Source organism: Streptomyces sp. NPDC050164 (assembly GCF_044459945.1).
Lineage (GTDB): Bacteria > Actinomycetota > Actinomycetes > Streptomycetales > Streptomycetaceae > Streptomyces > Streptomyces coeruleorubidus_A.
This window is the reverse complement of the sequence record NZ_JBITJK010000002.1, coordinates 133,704-150,281: the sequence shown is the minus strand read 5'-3', so window position 1 is coordinate 150,281 and position 16,578 is coordinate 133,704. Positions and strand designations below refer to the sequence as shown.

General features: G+C 70.8%; 15 protein-coding genes. 5 read left to right on the top strand and 10 right to left on the bottom strand.

Going from position 1 to position 16,578, the window contains the following annotated elements:
• Positions 1-14: 14 nt before the first annotated feature.
• Genes ACIBNA_RS03430 through ACIBNA_RS03400 form a run of 7 tightly spaced genes read right to left on the bottom strand, consistent with a single transcriptional unit; the run spans position 15 to position 7,136 of the window.
• Positions 15-1,046, bottom strand: coding sequence for a 2-hydroxyacid dehydrogenase (locus ACIBNA_RS03430; RefSeq protein WP_399163598.1), 1,032 nt, complete (start codon positions 1,044-1,046; stop codon positions 15-17).
• Positions 1,043-2,122 carry an ABC transporter ATP-binding protein gene (locus ACIBNA_RS03425; protein WP_399163597.1) on the bottom strand — a complete coding sequence of 360 codons (1,080 nt, stop codon included), beginning with the start codon at positions 2,120-2,122 and terminating at the stop codon, positions 1,043-1,045. Before ACIBNA_RS03425 ends, ACIBNA_RS03430 begins: the two co-directional genes overlap by 4 nt.
• Complete coding sequence (locus tag ACIBNA_RS03420) at positions 2,100-2,924, bottom strand: DeoR/GlpR family DNA-binding transcription regulator (RefSeq protein WP_399163596.1); 825 nt, start codon at positions 2,922-2,924, stop codon at positions 2,100-2,102. The genes ACIBNA_RS03425 and ACIBNA_RS03420 overlap by 23 nt, the downstream gene beginning before the upstream one ends.
• Positions 2,921-4,009, bottom strand: coding sequence for an ABC transporter ATP-binding protein (locus ACIBNA_RS03415; protein ID WP_399163595.1), 1,089 nt, complete (start codon positions 4,007-4,009; stop codon positions 2,921-2,923). Before ACIBNA_RS03415 ends, ACIBNA_RS03420 begins: the two co-directional genes overlap by 4 nt.
• Positions 4,006-4,830 carry a carbohydrate ABC transporter permease gene (locus ACIBNA_RS03410; RefSeq protein WP_086601815.1) on the bottom strand — a complete coding sequence of 275 codons (825 nt, stop codon included), beginning with the start codon at positions 4,828-4,830 and terminating at the stop codon, positions 4,006-4,008. The genes ACIBNA_RS03415 and ACIBNA_RS03410 overlap by 4 nt, the downstream gene beginning before the upstream one ends.
• Complete coding sequence (locus tag ACIBNA_RS03405) at positions 4,827-5,711, bottom strand: carbohydrate ABC transporter permease (protein ID WP_399163594.1); 885 nt, start codon at positions 5,709-5,711, stop codon at positions 4,827-4,829. Before ACIBNA_RS03405 ends, ACIBNA_RS03410 begins: the two co-directional genes overlap by 4 nt.
• Before the next feature lie 3 nt (positions 5,712-5,714).
• Positions 5,715-7,136: an ABC transporter substrate-binding protein gene (locus ACIBNA_RS03400; RefSeq protein ID WP_399163593.1), complete on the bottom strand. Its 1,422-nt coding sequence runs from the start codon at positions 7,134-7,136 to the stop codon at positions 5,715-5,717.
• Positions 7,137-7,292: 156 nt separating this feature from the next.
• Between ACIBNA_RS03400 and ACIBNA_RS03395 the strand changes: the two genes are divergently transcribed.
• The 3 genes from ACIBNA_RS03395 to ACIBNA_RS03385 are packed head-to-tail and all read left to right on the top strand — an operon-like array spanning position 7,293 to position 10,195.
• Positions 7,293-8,777, top strand: coding sequence for an FGGY-family carbohydrate kinase (locus ACIBNA_RS03395; protein WP_399163592.1), 1,485 nt, complete (start codon positions 7,293-7,295; stop codon positions 8,775-8,777).
• A complete protein-coding gene (locus tag ACIBNA_RS03390; RefSeq protein ID WP_399163591.1) occupies positions 8,774-9,406 on the top strand; it encodes a histidine phosphatase family protein in 633 nt (210 codons plus the stop codon). Before ACIBNA_RS03395 ends, ACIBNA_RS03390 begins: the two co-directional genes overlap by 4 nt.
• A gap of 12 nt (positions 9,407-9,418) precedes the next feature.
• On the top strand, positions 9,419-10,195 hold the full coding sequence (locus ACIBNA_RS03385) for an SAM-dependent methyltransferase (RefSeq protein ID WP_399163590.1): 777 nt from the start codon (positions 9,419-9,421) through the stop codon (positions 10,193-10,195).
• Positions 10,196-10,314: 119 nt separating this feature from the next.
• On the opposite strand, the gene ACIBNA_RS03380 is transcribed toward ACIBNA_RS03385, so the two are convergent.
• Both ACIBNA_RS03380 and ACIBNA_RS03375 read right to left on the bottom strand, forming a co-directional pair.
• Positions 10,315-10,962 (bottom strand): superoxide dismutase, encoded by a 648-nt coding sequence (locus tag ACIBNA_RS03380; RefSeq protein WP_274816305.1) that lies wholly within the window; start codon positions 10,960-10,962, stop codon positions 10,315-10,317.
• Positions 10,963-11,093: 131 nt separating this feature from the next.
• The gene (locus tag ACIBNA_RS03375; RefSeq protein WP_399163589.1) at positions 11,094-12,473 is read right to left on the bottom strand and encodes an amino acid permease; all 1,380 of its coding nucleotides are present in this window, start codon (positions 12,471-12,473) and stop codon (positions 11,094-11,096) included.
• Between the two features lie 381 nt (positions 12,474-12,854).
• On the opposite strand from ACIBNA_RS03375, the gene ACIBNA_RS03370 reads away from it, so the two are divergent.
• Positions 12,855-13,436 carry a biotin transporter BioY gene (locus tag ACIBNA_RS03370; RefSeq protein WP_399163588.1) on the top strand — a complete coding sequence of 194 codons (582 nt, stop codon included), beginning with the start codon at positions 12,855-12,857 and terminating at the stop codon, positions 13,434-13,436.
• Between the two features lie 86 nt (positions 13,437-13,522).
• Here ACIBNA_RS03370 and ACIBNA_RS03365 read toward each other — a convergent pair whose 3' ends face one another.
• Positions 13,523-14,254, bottom strand: a complete 732-nt coding sequence (locus ACIBNA_RS03365; RefSeq protein ID WP_399163587.1) for a hypothetical protein — start codon at positions 14,252-14,254, stop codon at positions 13,523-13,525.
• A gap of 283 nt (positions 14,255-14,537) precedes the next feature.
• On the opposite strand from ACIBNA_RS03365, the gene ACIBNA_RS03360 reads away from it, so the two are divergent.
• A complete protein-coding gene (locus tag ACIBNA_RS03360) occupies positions 14,538-16,505 on the top strand; it encodes a protein kinase (protein WP_399163918.1) in 1,968 nt (655 codons plus the stop codon).
• Positions 16,506-16,578: the final 73 nt, after the last annotated feature.

Here is a 16,578-nt window from a genome sequence, read left to right as displayed (position 1 = left end):
TCTCCTCCAGGTCCTCAGGTCAGGCAGTGCGCGAGCGGCTCGCCGCGCACCCAGCGGCCCACCTCTTCGGCGGCGATACGCGCCGCCTTCTCCGCCACCGCGCGCGACGCGCCACCCAGATGCGGGGTCAGCACGACGCGGTCGCCCAGCCCGAGAAGCCGCGACTGAGCAGGCAGCGGCTCCCGCTCGTACGTGTCGAGCGCCGCCGCCGACACCTGCCCGCTCTCCAGCGCGTCGCACAGCGCGCCCTCGTCCAGCAGCGGGCCCCGGGCCACGTTCACCACCACCGCGCCGGAAGGCAGCAGCCCCAGCTCCCGGGCGCCGATCAGACCCCGGGTCTCGGGAGTGAGCCGGGCGTGCAGGGTGATCACCTGGGAGCGGCGCAGGAGTTCGTCCAGCGAGGTCACGCGCAGCCCGTGGATCTCGCCGTGCACATACGGGTCGTACACCATCACCCGCGCCCCGAACGCGCACAGCACCCGCGCCACCCGGCTGCCGACGGCCCCGTATCCGACCAGCCCGACAGGCAGGTCCTCCAGCTCCAGACCGCTCTGCTCGTAGGTGTAGTACGTCGCGCCCTCCCAACTGCCCTGCCGGGCCAGCGGGTCGTGGGCCTGGGGGATACGGCGCAGGGCGGCCAGCATCATGCCGACGGTGAACTCGGCGGTGGCGGCGGCGTTGCGGCCGGGCGCGAAGCACACCCGCACGTCACGCTGCTTCGCCGCGTCCAGGTTGACGTTGACCGGTCCGCCCCGGCAGACCACGACCAGCTTCAGATCCGGGCAGGCCGCGAGGACCCGTTCGGTGACCGGCCCCATCTGTGTGACCAGCACCTCCGCCCCGGCCAGCGCCTCGATCATCTCGTCCTCGGCGTCACTGGCCTCCTGCACCTCGGCGACCGGCCCGAACGGCTCCAGCGGCCAGCCGAGCCTCAGTTCCCTGACGTCCGCCCGCCCCACCTCGTGCTCCACCGCCCGCGTGATCAGTGACGGCAGGACGAAGTGGTCACCGGCGGCCACCACACGCACGCTGTTTCCGGAGGTCATTGCAGGGAGTCTCCTGTCTCGGCGTCGAAGACATGGGTGTGCCGGCGGTCGGCGGCGACCCGGACCCGCTCGTCGTGGGCGAGCCGCACCTCGGGGTCGGTGAGGACCACCAGGTGCCGTTCGACCCCGTCGAGGGCGACGGTCGCGATGCCCGACTCCAGCAACGGCTCATGGGCGACGACCCGGGCGGGCAGGCCGTCCTCGGCGGTGAGCCGGACGTCCTCCGGGCGGATCCCCACCACGACTTCCCGCCCCGGGTCCACCGGCACGGGCAGCGCGATCCGCACCGAGTCGGAGAGGCGGGCGTGGCCGTCGCCGTCGGCGATGCCGGGCAGCAGTGCGATCGCGGGCTCGCCGACGAAGTCCGCGACGAACACGTTGGCCGGGCTGTCGTAGATCTCGTAGGGGGTGCCGAGCTGCTGGATGACGCCGTCCTTCATCACGGCGATCCGGTCGGCGAGGGAGAGGGCCTCCTCCTGGTCGTGGGTGACCAGGATCGTGGTGTGGCCCAGGTCCTTCTGGATGCGCTTGAGTTCACGGCGGGTGGTGTCGCGCTGGGCCGCGTCCAGGTGGGAGAGCGGCTCGTCGAGGAGCAGCACGTCCGGTTCGCGGATCAGGGCCCGGGCCAGCGACACGCGCTGCTTCTGGCCGCTGGACAGGCCGGCCGGGCGGGCGTCGAGGAGGTCGGTCAGGCCGACCCGCTCGGCGATCTCCTTCACCTTGCGGTCGACGTCACCGCGGGCGGCCTTGCGGCGGGCCTTCAGCCCGAACGCCAGGTTCTCCGCCACCGACAGCGGCGGATACAGCGCGTAGTTCTCGAACGCGACCCCGATGTTGCGCTGCTGCGCGGGCCGTTCGACCACCGACGCCCCGCCGACCAGGATGTCCCCGCCGGTCACCGGCTCAAGACCGGCGATCATGCGCAGCGTCGTCGACTTGCCGCAGCCGGAGGGACCGAGCAGCCCGAGCAGCTCCCCGGACCCCAGGCTCAGGTCCATCCCGCGTACGGCGTCCACCGCCGGCCGCCCCCGCGACCGATATGTCTTACGGAGTTCACGTAGCTCCAGTCCCGTCATGGCCGCCCTTCGTCGCGCAAACCTCGTAACGGACCTTGTGCTCGTCCAGATCCCGCAGCGCCTCCGCCGACGCCCCGTCGTCCACGAGGAGCGTGTCGAAGCGGGACAGCGGGACGACCCGGTGCAGGGCGACCCGGCCGAGCTTGGTGTGGTCGATCAGCAGGACGTTCCGCGCGGCCGCGTCGAGCATCGCCCGCTTCACGGACACGATGTGCTGTTCCTGGTGATAGGCGTAACCCCCGTGCACCGCCGACGTCGAGGCGAAGCACACGTCCACCCGCAACTGCTCGACCGCCTCCACGCAGGACACCCCCAGGAAGGAGGAGTGCAGCGGGTCGTAGTCGCCGCCGAGCGCCATCAGGTGGATGCCCCGCTGGTCGGCCAGCAGGTTGATCGCCTCCAGGAAGTTGGTGACGACCGTCAGCGGCGTGACCTCGCCCGTGCGCAGGCGCCGGGCTATCTCCAGGGTGGACGTGGAGTCGTCCAGCAGGATCGCCATGCCGGGCTCCACCATCCGCAGCGCACGGTCGGCCACGGCGGCCTTCTCGGCCCGCATCGTCTTCAGCCGGTACTGCACGTTCGACTCGAAGACCCCCGACGGCTGCGCGGTCACCCCGCCCCGGAACTTCCGTACGATGCCCTGCCGTTCGAGCTCGTCGAGATCCCGGTGGATGGTCATCAGACTCACCCCGAACCGCTCGGCGAGTTCCGCCGCCGTCGCCGAGCCGTCGGCCAGCACCCGCTCGGCCATGGCGGCCTGCCGCGCCGCCGGCCCCTGCTGTCCACCACTGCTGCTGCTCATCGCTGTGTCTCTATCCGTCGTCCCCATCGCTCCGGCCGGTCGGCCTCGAACAGCAGCAGGTTCTCAGGCCGGACCACGAGCCGTACCGGATCGTCCGGACGAAGGCGCGCCGCGTCCGCCCGGGGGGCCACCAGCGACACCCGCTGCTCCCCGGTCCCGAGCCGGACGGTGACCTCGACGGACCGGCCGAGCACCTCGGTGACGTACACGGTCCCGGTGAGCTCGTGCCCCTCGCCGTGCAGGGCGATGTCCCGGGGCCGCAGCCCGACCAGGACCTCGCTGCCGGCCGGGGCCTGCGCCCGGACCGGCAGCTCCACCCCGCCGTCCGACCGCACGCCGCTCTCCGTCACCACCCCCGGCAGCAGATTGATCCGTGGCCGTCCGAAGGCCCGCGCGACCTCCGTGTCGTGCGGCCGGTACCAGATCTCCTCCCGCGTGCCCGTCTGCACGATCCGCCCCTGCCGGATGACCCCGATCCGGTCGCCGAGCGCCAGCGCCTCGACGGAGTCGTGGGTGACGTACAGCGTGGTGGTGTGCTGCACGGCCCCGATGGCCTTCAGCTCCGCCCGCATCTGCTGACGGAGTTTGGCGTCGAGGTGGGAGAGCGGCTCGTCGAGGAGGAAGGCCCGGGCGGGGCGGACCAGCACCCGGCCCAGGGCGACGCGCTGCCGCTGCCCGTTGGACAGCTGGCCCACCGGCCGGTCCAGCAGCCCCGAGATCCCCAGCAGTTCGGCGATCGCGCCGATCCGCTGCCGGGCCTCGGCGGCGGGCAGCCGGTGCCGGGGCGAGCGCAGCGGCGAGGCGAGGTTGTCGTAGGCCGAGCGGTGCGGGTAGAGGGCGTAGCTCTCGAAGCACATCGCCACACCCCGGTCGTAGGGCTCGACTCCCCGCATGTCCTCGCCGTCGAGCACGACCGTGCCGGAGTCGGGCTGTTCGAGCCCGGCGACGGTCTTCAAAGTGGTCGTCTTGCCCGCGCCCGACGGGCCCAGCAGGCAGAAGAACTCGCCCCCCCGCACCTCCAGTTCCAGCTCGTCGAGCGCGACGGTCTTCCCGTACGTCTTCCGTATCCCGTTCAGCCTGATCACGACTTCACCGCCCCGAACGACAGTCCCCGCACCAGATACCGCTGGATCGTCAGCGCCAGCAGCAGCGGCGGGACGACGGACACCAGCGCGGCGGCGGCCGTCAGGTTGTACTTGGGCCGGTCCCCGCCGAGGAAGGACAGCGCGCCCACGGTCACCGTCTGGGCCTCGTTGGAGGTGAGGATCAGCGGGAAGACGAAGTTGTTCCAGGCGAAGATGAAGGCCAGCAGCGACACGGCCGCGATGCCCGGCTTGACCAGCGGCAGCGCCACCTTGAAGAACGCCTGCTTGCGGGTGTAGCCGTCCAGCAGGGCCGCCTGCTCCAGCTCGGGCGTGAGGTCGGCGAAGTAGGACCGCATGATCCACACGATCAGCGGCAGGGTGACGAGTTGCAGCACCCACACCATGCCGACGTACGTGTCGAACAGCCCGAGCTTCTGGTACAGCACGAACAGCGGGATGATCACGGTCAGTTCGGGCGCGAAGCGGAACGACAGCAGCGTGAACATCAGGTTCTCCGAGCCCTTGAACCGCCACCGCGCCGAGGCGTACGCCGCCGGCAGCCCCACCACCAGCGACAGCACCACCGCCCCCACCGACACCACCAGGCTGTTGACGAAGAACCGCACGAACGGGATGCCCTCGCTGTCGCCGAGGACCGTCCGGTAGCCGTCCAGCGTCGGAGAGAAGGAGAAGTACGTGCTGAAGAGCTGGTCGGCGGGTTTCAGGGAGAGGATCACCATCCAGGCGATCGGGAACAGCGCGAAGACGAAGTAGAGGACGAGGGCTGCGTCCGCGAGCCAGCCCAGCACACGCTTCTTCACGTGGTCACCTCCGCGGCCCGCCGCTGGATCTTCCCCAGGTGCTTCACCAGCACCATCGCGGCCAGATACACCACGGCCCACAGCACGATCGTGTAGCTGATCCCGAAGGAGTAGCGCTGGAAGCGGATCGCCTCCAGATACGCCCGGATCTGGAGGACGACGGTCGAGTCACCGGGCCCGCCCTCCGTCAGGGCGTAGATGATGTCGAACACCTTCAGCGAGTCCATGAACCGGAAGATCACCGCCACCAGCACGTACGGCCACAGCATCGGCAGGGTCAGCCGCCGGAAGGTGTACCACCACCCCGCGCCGTCCACGGCCGCCGCCTCGAAAGGGGAGGTGGGCAGCGACCGCAGACCGGCCAGGGCGAGGATCGCCACGAATGGCGTGTACACCCACACGTCCACGGCGATCGACGACAGGAGGGCACCCGTAGGGGTGTCCGTCCACTGCACCCCGCCCAGACCGAAGGGCCGCAGCAGGTAGTTGACGACCCCCACGGACGGCTGGAGCATCAGCTTCCAGATGATCGCCGCGATCACCGGGGCGATCATCAGCGGCAGGATCAGGATCTTCTCCAGCACACGGCCCACCAGGGTCGAGCGGTGCAGCAGCAGGGCGACGGCCACCCCGAGCACGGTCTCGACGAGGGCCGCCCCGACCGCGTACAGCACCGTCACCCACGCCGAGTTCCAGAAGGCCTCCTGCGTGAAGACGGTCGTGTAGTTCTCCAGCCGCACCATGTCCGGCTGCGGTTTGCTCGCCGAGAAGTCGAACAGCGTGTAGTACAGGCCGAGCCCGAACGGGTAGAGGATCCCGCAGGTCAGCAGCAGTGCGGGCACGATCAGGACGTACGGGCGCAGGGTGAGCCGCCACCCCATCGGCTAACCCACCTTGCCGGCGAGGTCGTCCGCCAGCCCGTCGAGGACCGACTGCGCGCCCTTGCCGCCGTAGATCTCCTGGAGGGCCGCCGCCCAGCTGGTCGTCGCGTCGAAGAACTGCGCCTGCGGGGTGAACTGGATCTTCGTCTGGTCGACGACCGTCTCGAAGGTCTCCAGGAAGCCCGGCAGGTGCCGCATCTTGTCCTTGTACGCGGCGTCCTCGGCGACCGACTTGCGCACCGGGTCGATGTGGTTGTGCGTGATCGCGCCCTTGCGCAGGTGCTCCTTGCCGGTGGCCCACTGCAGGAACAGCCAACTGGCGCTCTTCTTCTTGCTCTTGGCATTCATGCCGAGCGACCAGATCCACATGTTGGTGGCGAGCGACCCGTCCGGCCCTTTGGGCCCCGGGTGGAAGGCGATCTTCCCGGAGGCGGGGCCGGCGCCCTTCACCGCCTGGAAGTAGGCGGCCGTGTCGGCGTCGAACAGCATCCCGGCCTTCTTCGCGCCGAGGTCGCTGGAGCACTGGTACCAGGTGTACGACGTCCAGGACGGCGGCCCGCCCCGCTTGACCATGCGCGCCCAGTCCTCGGTGAACGCGACGGCCTCGGGGCTGTTCATGGCGGGTGTGAGCTTCCCGCCGTCGACCGTGAAGTCCTTCAGCCCGTTGCGGGCGTACATCGTCATGAAGCCCGGGTGGATGGTGGCCCAGCTCCTGGACCCGCGTACGGCGATCCCGTACATCCCGTCGAAGCCGGCGCCGGGCGCCTTCCGCTTGATGGTCCCGGCGAGTTCGGCCAGCTCGTCGAAGGTCTCAGCCGGCTTCAGCCCCAGCTTCCCGAACACCTCAGTGTTGTAGGCGACGACGTTGGTCTCCCAGCCCCACGGCAGCGCGTACTGCCCGCCCTGGCCCAGCGGCGCGCCCGCCTTCAGCGACCACTGGTCGGCCTGGAGCAGGTTCGGGAAGAAGTCCGCCTGGTCCCACTCGGCGCCCGTCGCCGAGGAGTTGCGCATCCAGGGCCCGAGGTCCTCCAGCCAGCCCGGCGGCCCGTACTGCCACACCATGTACGCGCCGAGCATGAAGACGTCGTAGGAGGCACGCCCGCTGGACAGGTCCACGGTGAGCTTGTCGAAGTAGTTGTCCTCCGGGAAGACGTCGTACTCGACCTTGATGCCGGTCTTCGCGGTGAAGGACTTCAGGTCGGCGATGAGCGCGTCGGTGTACGGGTGCTTGTTGAGCAGCGCCTTGACGGTGGTGCCCTTCTCCCGCTTCCAGTCGAAGGAGCCGGTGACGTCGTCGGCGGCGGACCCGTCGCTCTTGCTGTCGCCCCCGCCGAAACCGGTGCCGCAGGCCGTGAGCAGCGGGGCCGCGGCAGCCCCGGCGGCGAGCGCGAGGAAGCGCCGCCGGTCGTGCACGTGCGTGTCCATCCGTACCTCCACGTGGGGGCTGGTTAACACGTCGAGTCGACTCGTTAACAGAGGGTGGAACGGCTGAAGTTGGGCGTCAATCCCTCGCGCACGGGAAAATATCGGGGCACAGTGAGAAGTTCACAGATCCGGCTGCGACGTCGTGGGAGGTTCCGGATGGCGGACGAGGATGCGGGCTGGCTGGGGATCGACCTGGGCACACAGAGCGTCCGCGTGCTGCTCGTCACCGCCGACGGCAGGGTCCTCGGCAGCGGCTCGGCCCCGCTGACCGGGCGGCGGGACGGGGTGCGGCACGAGCAGGACCCAAAGCAGTGGTGGTCGGCGCTGTGCACGGCGTCCCGGACGGCACTCGGCTCCGCGCCCGGCGTGCCGGTCGGCGGCCTCGCGGTGTGCGGCACGTCCGGCACGGTCCTGCTGACGGACGGCTCGGGCCGCCCGGTGAGCCCCGCGCTGATGTACGACGACGGCCGCGCGGCGGCGCAGGCCGCGCGGGCCCGGGAGGCGGGGCTCGCCGTCCAGGACACCTGGGCGCTGCCGAAGGCGCTGTGGCTGGTGGGGGAGTACGGCCCCGGCCTTCGGCTCGCTCACCAGCCCGACCAGGTCATCACCCGTCTCACCGGCGAACCGCCCCCGGCCGACTCCAGTCACGCCCTCAAGACCGGCTACGACCTGCACGCGGAGGCCTGGCCGGAAGCCGCCCTGTCCCAACTCGGTGTCCCGGACCGCCTGTTGCCCGACGTCGTACGCCCGGGCACGCACCTCGGCGAGGTCTGCGCGGACGCCGCCGACGCCACCGGCATTCCCGCCGGCACCCCGGTGCTCGCCGGCATGACGGACGGCTGCGCGGCCCAGATCGCCTCGGCCGCGCTGCGCCCCGGCTCCTGGAACTCGGTGCTCGGCACCACGCTCGTCCTGAAGGGAGCCGCCCGCGACCCCGTCCGGGACCCCACCGGCGTGGTCTACAACCACCGCGCCCCCGACGGCACCTGGCTGCCCGGCGGGGCGTCGAGCGTGGGGGCGGGGGCACTCGCGGCACACTTCCCGGACGCCGACCCCGCCACGATGGACGAGCGGGCGGCGGCGTTCGAGCCGTCCCGCGCGGTGGCGTACCCGCTGGTCACGCCGGGGGAGCGGTTCCCGTTCCGGGCGCCGGAGGCGGCCCTCCTCGTCCTCGGCGAACCCGAGGGCGACGCCGGTCTGTGGGCCGCGCTGCTCCAGGGTGTCGGCTTGGCGGAACGCCTGTGCCTGGACTACCTGCACCACCTGGGCGCTCCCCTCGACGGCCCGCTCACCTTCACCGGCGGCGGCGCGCGCAGCTCGTACTGGAACCAGCTCCGCACCGACATCCTCGGCCGCCCGGCCCGCGTCCCGGAACAGACGGAACCGGCGCTGGGGATGGCGGCGTTGGCCGTGTACGGGGCATCCGGGGTTTACGGGGCGTCCGGAGCCGGATCCCTCGCCGACGTCGCCGAGCGCATGGTCCGCGTCCGGACCGTCCTCGAACCCCGCGCCGACCGCACCGCCCGCTTCGCCGAGCCGTACGCCCGCCTCGTCGACGCGCTGGAGACACGCGGCTGGCTGCCCGCCCCCGTCGCGGCACACGCCCGAACCCGCCTGCACCTGGACACTGGGAAGTCATGACCACCACGACCACCACCCTCCTCCTGGCCCGGCACGGGCAGACCGTCTGGCACGCCGAGAACCGCTACGCCGGCGTCAGCGACATCGGCCTCACCGACACCGGCCGCGCCCAGGCCGAGGCGCTCGGCCGCTGGGCCGCCGCCCACCCCGTCGACGCGATCTGGACGTCCCCGCTCTCCAGGGCCGTCGCCACCGCCGAGCCCGCCTGCCGTGCCCTGGGCCTCGTCCCGCGGCGCGAACCCGACCTCACCGAATGCGACTTCGGAGTCGTGGAGGGCCGTACGCTCGCCGAGTTCGAGGCCGAGGTCCCCGACCGGGCCGCAGCCTTCCGTGCCGACCCCGTCGCCCACCCCTTCCCCGGGGCCGAGGACCCGACGGCGGCAGCGGCCCGAGGGGCCGGCGCCCTGCGTCGTATCGCCGGCGCCCACCCCGGCGGGCGTGTCCTCGTCGTCGCCCACAACACCCTGCTGCGCCTGGTGCTGTGCACGCTGCTGTCGATCCCGGCCGGGGAGTACCGCAGGGTGTTCCCGCGGTTGCGGAACGCGGCGATCAGCGAACTGCGCATGAACCCCGACGGTTCCGCCGCACTCCTCTCACTCAATGTGCCGTGCGGGACGTACGTGCCGTAGCACTATGAGCCCATGACGCAGATCGACACCTCGGTGCCGCACTCGGCCCGGATCTGGAACTACTGGCTGGGCGGCAAGGACAACTACCCGGTGGACGAGGAGGCCGGTGACGCCTACACGGCCGTCTTCCCCGGCATCGTCACCATCGCCCGCAGCAGCCGCGCCTTCCTCGGCCGCAGCATCCGCCACCTCGTCCAGGAGGCCGGCGTACGGCAGTTCCTCGACGTCGGTACCGGACTGCCGACCGTCGACAACACCCATGAGGTGGCCCAGCGTCTCGCTCCCGAGTCGCGGATCGTCTACGTCGACAACGACCCGCTGGTCCTCGCTCACGCCCGCGCCCTGCTCACCTCCACGCCCGAGGGCGCGACGGCGTACGAGCCGATCAACCTCCACGAGCCCGAGCGCATCATCGAGGCCGCAGGCAAGACGCTCGACCTCACGCGCCCCACGGCCCTGATCCTCAGCGGCATCCTGGGCCACGTGGCCGACTACGACGAGGCCCGCGACCTCGTCCGCCGCCTCCTGGCCGGCCTGCCCTCCGGCAGCTACCTCTCCCTCAACGAGGGCTCCCGCGGAACCGACCCGGCCTACGAACAGGCCCAGGACGCCTACAACGAGACCGGTGCGGTCCCGTACTTCCTGCGGCCGGTCGAGCAGATCGAGGCCTTCTTCGAGGGCCTGGAGCTGGTGCAACCGGGCGTGGTCTCGGTACCGCTGTGGCACCCCGAGCCGGGCGCTCCCACGGAACCGATCGGCCAGCACGGCGGCCTGGGCCGCAAGCCGTAGCGCACGTACGGAAAGCCCCCGCGAGGCACGTCCTCACGGGGGCTTCCTTCATTCCGCCTGCCGTTCGTGAAGGGTGAGAAGACGATCACGAGGCAGGACGACTCGACGGCACGCCGCCGTCAGGGCGCCAGCAGCAGCACGTCCGCGCGGGACTTGGCGGCCTCGTAACGGCGGGCCACGTCCTGCCAGTTGACGACCTGCCACATCGCCTCGATGAAGTCGACCTTCTGGTTCCGGTACTGGAGGTAGAAGGCGTGCTCCCAGGCGTCGAAGACGAGGATCGGCGTCGAGCCCTGGCCGACGTTGCCCTGGTGGTCGTAGACCTGCTCGACGATCAGCCGCCCGCTCAGCGGCTCGTAGGCCAGCACGCCCCAGCCCGAGCCCTGGGTCGTGGCCGATGCCTTGGACAGCTGCGCCTTGAAGTTGGCGAACGACCCGAACGACTCGGCGATCGCGTCCGCGAGCTCACCCACGCCGTCCTGCGCCAGCGGCTCACCACCGCCGTCCTTCGGACCGGTCATGTTCTGCCAGTAGATGCTGTGCAGGATGTGCCCGGACAGGTGGAAGGCCAGGTTCTTCTCCAGCCCGTTGATCGACCCCCACGTCTCCTTGTCCCGCGCCTGGGCAAGCTGCTCCAGCGTGTCGTTGGCGCCTTTCACATAGGCCGCGTGGTGCTTGTCGTGGTGCAGCTCGATGATCTCGGGGCTGATCACGGGAGCGAGCGCGGAGTAGTCGTACGGCAGGTCGGGCAGCGTGTAGACGGGCATGGCGAGGAACCCTCCGAACCTCTTATTGCACTAAGCTTGCAACTGCACGTTAGCAGCAGGAAGGTGGCGGTGGGTGCCCTGGGCACACAAAAAGGCCCCCGCGTGTCGCGGGGGCCTCGGTGCCGGAGTCCCTACTGCCGGGCGCGTGCCTTCTGCCGCGCGTACCCGACGGCGGCCAGGAACAGCGTCATCCCGCCCGTCGAGTACAACTGCACCCGCGTGTCCGGCTCCCGCGCCATCAGGACGAAGATGCCCGCCATCCCCGCCAGCGCGACCCACGTCAGCCACGGGAAGGCCCACATCCGCACGACCAGCTTCTTCGGCGTCTCCCGCTCCAGGCGTCGCCGCAGGCGCAGTTGCGAGACGGCGATGAAGATCCAGACGACCAGGATCACCGCGCCGATCATGTTCAGCAGCCAGGAGAAGACGTCGTTCGGCCGCCAGTAGCTCAGCAGCACGCACAGGAAGCCGAAGACGGAGGAGGCGAGCACGGCGATCCGCGGGACCCCGCCGGAGACGCGGCCCAGCGTCTTCGGGCCCTGGCCGCGATCCACCAGCGAGTAGGCGATGCGCGAGGCGCCGTAGATGTTGGCGTTCATGGCGGACAGCAGGGCCACCAGGACGACGACGTTCATCAGCTGGCCGGCGCCCGGGATGCCGAGTTCGTCGAGGGCGGCGACGTACGGGCCCTTCTCGACGACCTCCTTCGAGTCCCAGGGCACCAGCGTGACGATGACCGCCATCGAACCGACGTAGAACAGCGCGATACGCCACATCGCCGTACGGACCGCGCTCGCCACGCCCTTGACGGGGTTCTCCGACTCGGCCGCCGCGATGGTGACCGTCTCCAGCCCTCCGTAGGCGAAGACCGAGGCGAGCAGGCCGATGACCAGACCCTCGCCGCCGTTGGGGAGGAAGTCGGTGAGGTGCGAGGCGCCGGGGGAGTCCGTACCCGGCAGGATCCCGAGGATCGCCAGGGTGCCGAGCGCCAGGAACAGGGTGATCGCGCCGACCTTCAGGGCCGCGAACCAGAACTCGAACTCGCCGAAGTTCTTCACGGCCGCGAGGTTCGTGCCGCAGAAGACGACCATGAACAGCGCCACCCACGCCCACTCCGGCGTGCCCGGCAGCCAGCCGCTGACGATCTTCGCGGCACCGATGCCCTCCAGACCGACGGCCGTGCAGAGCAGGACCCAGAAGGACCAGCCCGCTGTGAAGCCCGCCCAGGGGCCGATCGCCCGCTCGGCGTGCGCCGAGAACGAACCCGACGACGGATACGCGGCCGACATCTCGCCGAGCATCCGCATCACCAGCATCACGAGGAGACCGGAGAGGGCGTAGGCGACCACGATCGACGGACCGGCGGCGGCGATGCCCGCGCCGGAGCCGACGAACAGCCCGGCGCCGATCACCCCGCCGAGGGCGATCATCGACAGGTGGCGTTGCTTCAGACCATGAGAGAGGGAGACGTCGTCCGTGCTGGGCGGCGTCCCGGTGGTGGTGCTGGGCATGGGCGCGGCTCGTCCAATGCGTGAGAGGCGGCAGAGGGCAAAAACGCCGCCAGTCTGGGCGGTCCCTCCGCCCGGCGGGGAGGGTTGTCCATCATGCGGACTGCCGGAACGCATGCTGTGAGTGACCGGAAGCGGAGGGTTGACACCCGTCCAGGAGGCGATTTGGCGAAACCCTACAGTTCGCCGCCGCACCCGCCACGTGATCGAAGCCTCGCCACCTCCGTGACCGGCACCACTCCGCGCCCGGTGTGCCCCCCACCCTTTGTCAAAAGCCAACCAACCGCGCGATCTCGCCTTTGTCGAGCGCTGACGGTGAACCGGGCGAGCACGCTGGGATAGCGTCACCGTGTCCCGACCGGCCCTCACTCTCGCGGAGTCCCCATGAGTACCGCTGCCGCCACACCCGCCCGCACTGGGCAGGTCCTCGCCGACCTGCTGCCCGCCTCCCGTGTCCGGGACGCGGCCCTCGTGCTCGGCGGAGCCGCGCTCACCGGCCTCGCCGCGCAGATCGCCTTGCCCGTGCCCGGCTCCCCGGTGCCGGTGACCGGCCAGACCTTCGCCGCACTGCTCGTCGGTACCGCCCTCGGCGCCGGCCGCGGCTTCCTCTCGCTGGCGCTGTACGCCGTGGCGGGACTCGCCGGTATGCCGTGGTTCAGCGACGGCACCTCCGGCGTCGCCCCCTCCTTCGGCTACATCCTCGGCATGATCCTCGCCTCCACGGTGGTGGGCGCCCTGGCCCGCCGCGGCGCCGACCGCTCGATGCTGCGCATGGCGGGCACGATGCTGGTGGGCGAGGCGATCATCTACGCCGTCGGCGTGCCCTACCTGGCCCTCGCCACCGGCATGTCCGCCACCGCCGCGATCGCGGCCGGCCTCACGCCGTTCCTGATCGGTGACGCCCTGAAGGCGGCTCTGGCAATGGGGGCGCTGCCGACGGCATGGAAGTTCGCCGACAAGCGCTGACCCGTCGTTCCGCACCAGAGGCTCCCCGGGCACACCTTCCCTCAGGCCCGGGGAGCCTCTCGTGTGTCATGGCGCGGAAGGCCGGTTCAGCCCTCCTGCCGCCGCTGCGACCACCACATCCCGGCCACGCCCGCCGCGAGCAGCGACGCGCCCGCCGCGCCCAACGGCAGCAGATCGCGCGCCGGCCCGGTCTTCGGCAGCTCCTTGCCGCCCGGGGAGTCCGGCTTGCCGGGGGAGACCGGCTCGTTGTCGGTGCCGAGCAGCAGGGGCGTCGCCGGTGCGTCCGGCGACGGATTGGTCGTGCCGAACGGCACCGGGCCCTGCTGCCAGAACGTCTTCTTCCCGTCGCTCGCCTGGACGGGCAGACAGATCTTCCCGGTCTTGGCCAGGTCGTACGTCGCATCGACGGCGTACGACTTCGACTTGCCGGCCCCGAGATTGTCGACGGGGCAGCTGAAACCGCTGTTCGAACCCTCCGGCAGATTGTTCTCGGCTATCGGGGAACACCCCTGGACGTTCTTGACGGTGAGCCCGTCGAAACCGACGACCAAAAGCAGGATCTCCCCGCTGTCCTTGTTTCCCTCGTTCTTCACCGTGGCGGTAAGCGCTGTCTTTTCGGAGCCGTTGTCGACCGAGATCTTCTCGGGCAGCAGCGTGGTCAGCTTCACCCCCGCCGGCGCCTCGTCAACGGCCTTTCCTCCCTTGCTGCTCGCGGGCCCTTCACCTTCCGCGCCGGCCGTTCCGGAAAGGATCAGTACCGCCGAGAATGATGCCGCTACCAGCGATCCCGCGACCGCCGCCGTGCGACGAGAACTCATGTTCGCCCCCCTTGCGTCCCCCTGGACTGCCCCGGACTGCCCTTGGGTTGCCCTTGAACCGTCCTGGACTGCGCCTGAATTCGCAGTACTGAAAGAGCTACCACAAGATTTCCCGGCACTATCCTGGTGCGGCGCGAAGTGTGACCATTGTGTTTCACTTGAGTCGGTCGCGGCGTCGTGGAGGGGGTGCAGCGGATTGCCGGGGAATGCGAACATCGGCGGTGTTCCAGGGATATTGGTGACGGGGCGCTATCGGCTGGTCGAAAGTATCGGCCAGGGGGGAATGGGGCGGGTGTGGCGAGCCGCCGACGAAATACTCGACCGACAGGTCGCCGTCAAGGAAATGCGTATCGACGGCCTCGACGCGGAGGACAGCGGGACCCGCCGCGAACGCACCCTGCGCGAGGCCAGGGCCACGGCCCGGATCGACCACCCCAACGTCGTACGCGTCTACGACGTGGTCGACGAAGGCGAACGCCTGTGGATCGTCATGGAGTTGGTCGCGGGCCGCTCCCTCGAACGGATCATCGCCGAGGATGGCCCACTGGGCCCCGGTGATACGGCCCGGATCGGGCTCGGTCTGGTCGCGGCGCTACGACAGGTCCATGCGCGGGGGGTACTGCACCGGGACATCAAGCCGGGCAACGTGCTGGTGGAGCACGGGAGCGGACCGGCCGGACCGGGGCCCGAACGGCGTGTCGTCCTCACGGACTTCGGCATCGCCGCGATCCAGGACGCCAAGGCGCTCACCATGGTCGGCATGCTGGTCGGCTCCCCCGACTACATGGCCCCCGAGCGCATCTCCGGCCGCCCGCAGGGCCCGCCGTCCGACGTCTGGTCCCTCGGCGCGACCCTCTGCGCGGCCCTGGGCGGCCGTTCCCCCTTCGCCCGCGACACCACGCTGGCGACCCCGCACGCGGTCCTGTACGAGGAGCCCGAACTCCCCGCGGCCTCCGGCCCGTTGCGCGACATCCTGACGTCCCTGCTGGAAAAGGACCCGTCGGTCCGCCCGGGGCTGGAGGAGCTGGCAGTGGCCTTGGAACCGGTCGCGCACCCGGCGCCGACGCCTACGGTGCCGGTGGGAGTGCTCCTCGAACGACTGGAGCGGGCAAGGGAGTTGCCGGATCCGGTGTCGGATGCGGCACCCGCCCGGGAACCCGTGGCGGTGCCGGACCGGCAGCCCGAACCCGCGCCTGACCTGAAACCCGGGCCTGACCTGAAACCCGGGCCTGAGCTGAAACCCGAGCCGGACCCGAAACCCGGGCCGGACGAACAACCCGCCCCGGAACCGGAGCCGGAGCCGCGGACATCGGCCCTGACGCCGCCGACGCCGCCGACGCCGCCACCACCCCGGCCACCCAGCCCAAAGGACCCCCGCGAACCCGCCCCCATCACCACACCCACCGCACGGACGACACAACCGAACGCGGCCAGTTCTCCAAACCCCGCCGTCAGCACCACCACTGCCACCCACCGCCCGAGCCCCGTCTCGCTCACCCGGGCACAGGCGGCAACGGAGGGCCGTCCCCGCCCCACCCCGGCACCCACCCCCATGCCGCCGGGCGAACCCCCCGGCCCCGCCACACCGGCCACCGCCCGCCCCCGAGCCGGCCACCGCCGTACGATGCTCGCCGCCGCGGCGGCCACGGTCGCGACGGTCGGCGCCGTGGTGGTAATCCTGCTGGCGACGTCCTCCGGCTCACCGGGCGACGACACCCCCCGCGCGGGCGCCTCGGCCTCCGCACCACCCGCTGAAGGCACCACCACTGACCCCACCCCCGACTCCACGCCCCCAGCCACCGTCGAAGGCACAGCCAGGCCGCAGATCCTGCCGCCCGGCGCGCACCGGGAGGCCGGAGGATTCGCCTGGGCGACACCGGAGGGCTGGCGGCGGGACGTGAAGACGGGAGCGGAGGTGCACTACACCTCCCCGGACGGCACGCAGGAACTTGTCGGCAAGTCGTCCCTGGCCCGCGGCGACCTGCTGGAGACCTGGCAGACCTCGGAGCGCAACGCCCACCAGGGCCAGGACTACCGCAAGATCCGCCTGGCGGAGACGACGTTCCGCGGCCACCCGGCGGTGGTCTGGGAGTACACGTTCACGCTGCGGGGCGTCCACTGGCACGCCCGCCTGCTCGGCTTCAACGTGGACGGCAAGTCGTACCAGATCAACACCTGGTACGACTCCGGCATCGAACCGGAAGCCCTCCGCACGTACGAGAAGGTCAAGGCCAGCTTCACGGTGCTGTAGACGGCAACGAAAAAAGGGCCCGCGGTGCGCGTACTGGCGGAACGCGCACCGCGGGCCCCCGTTCACCACGAAC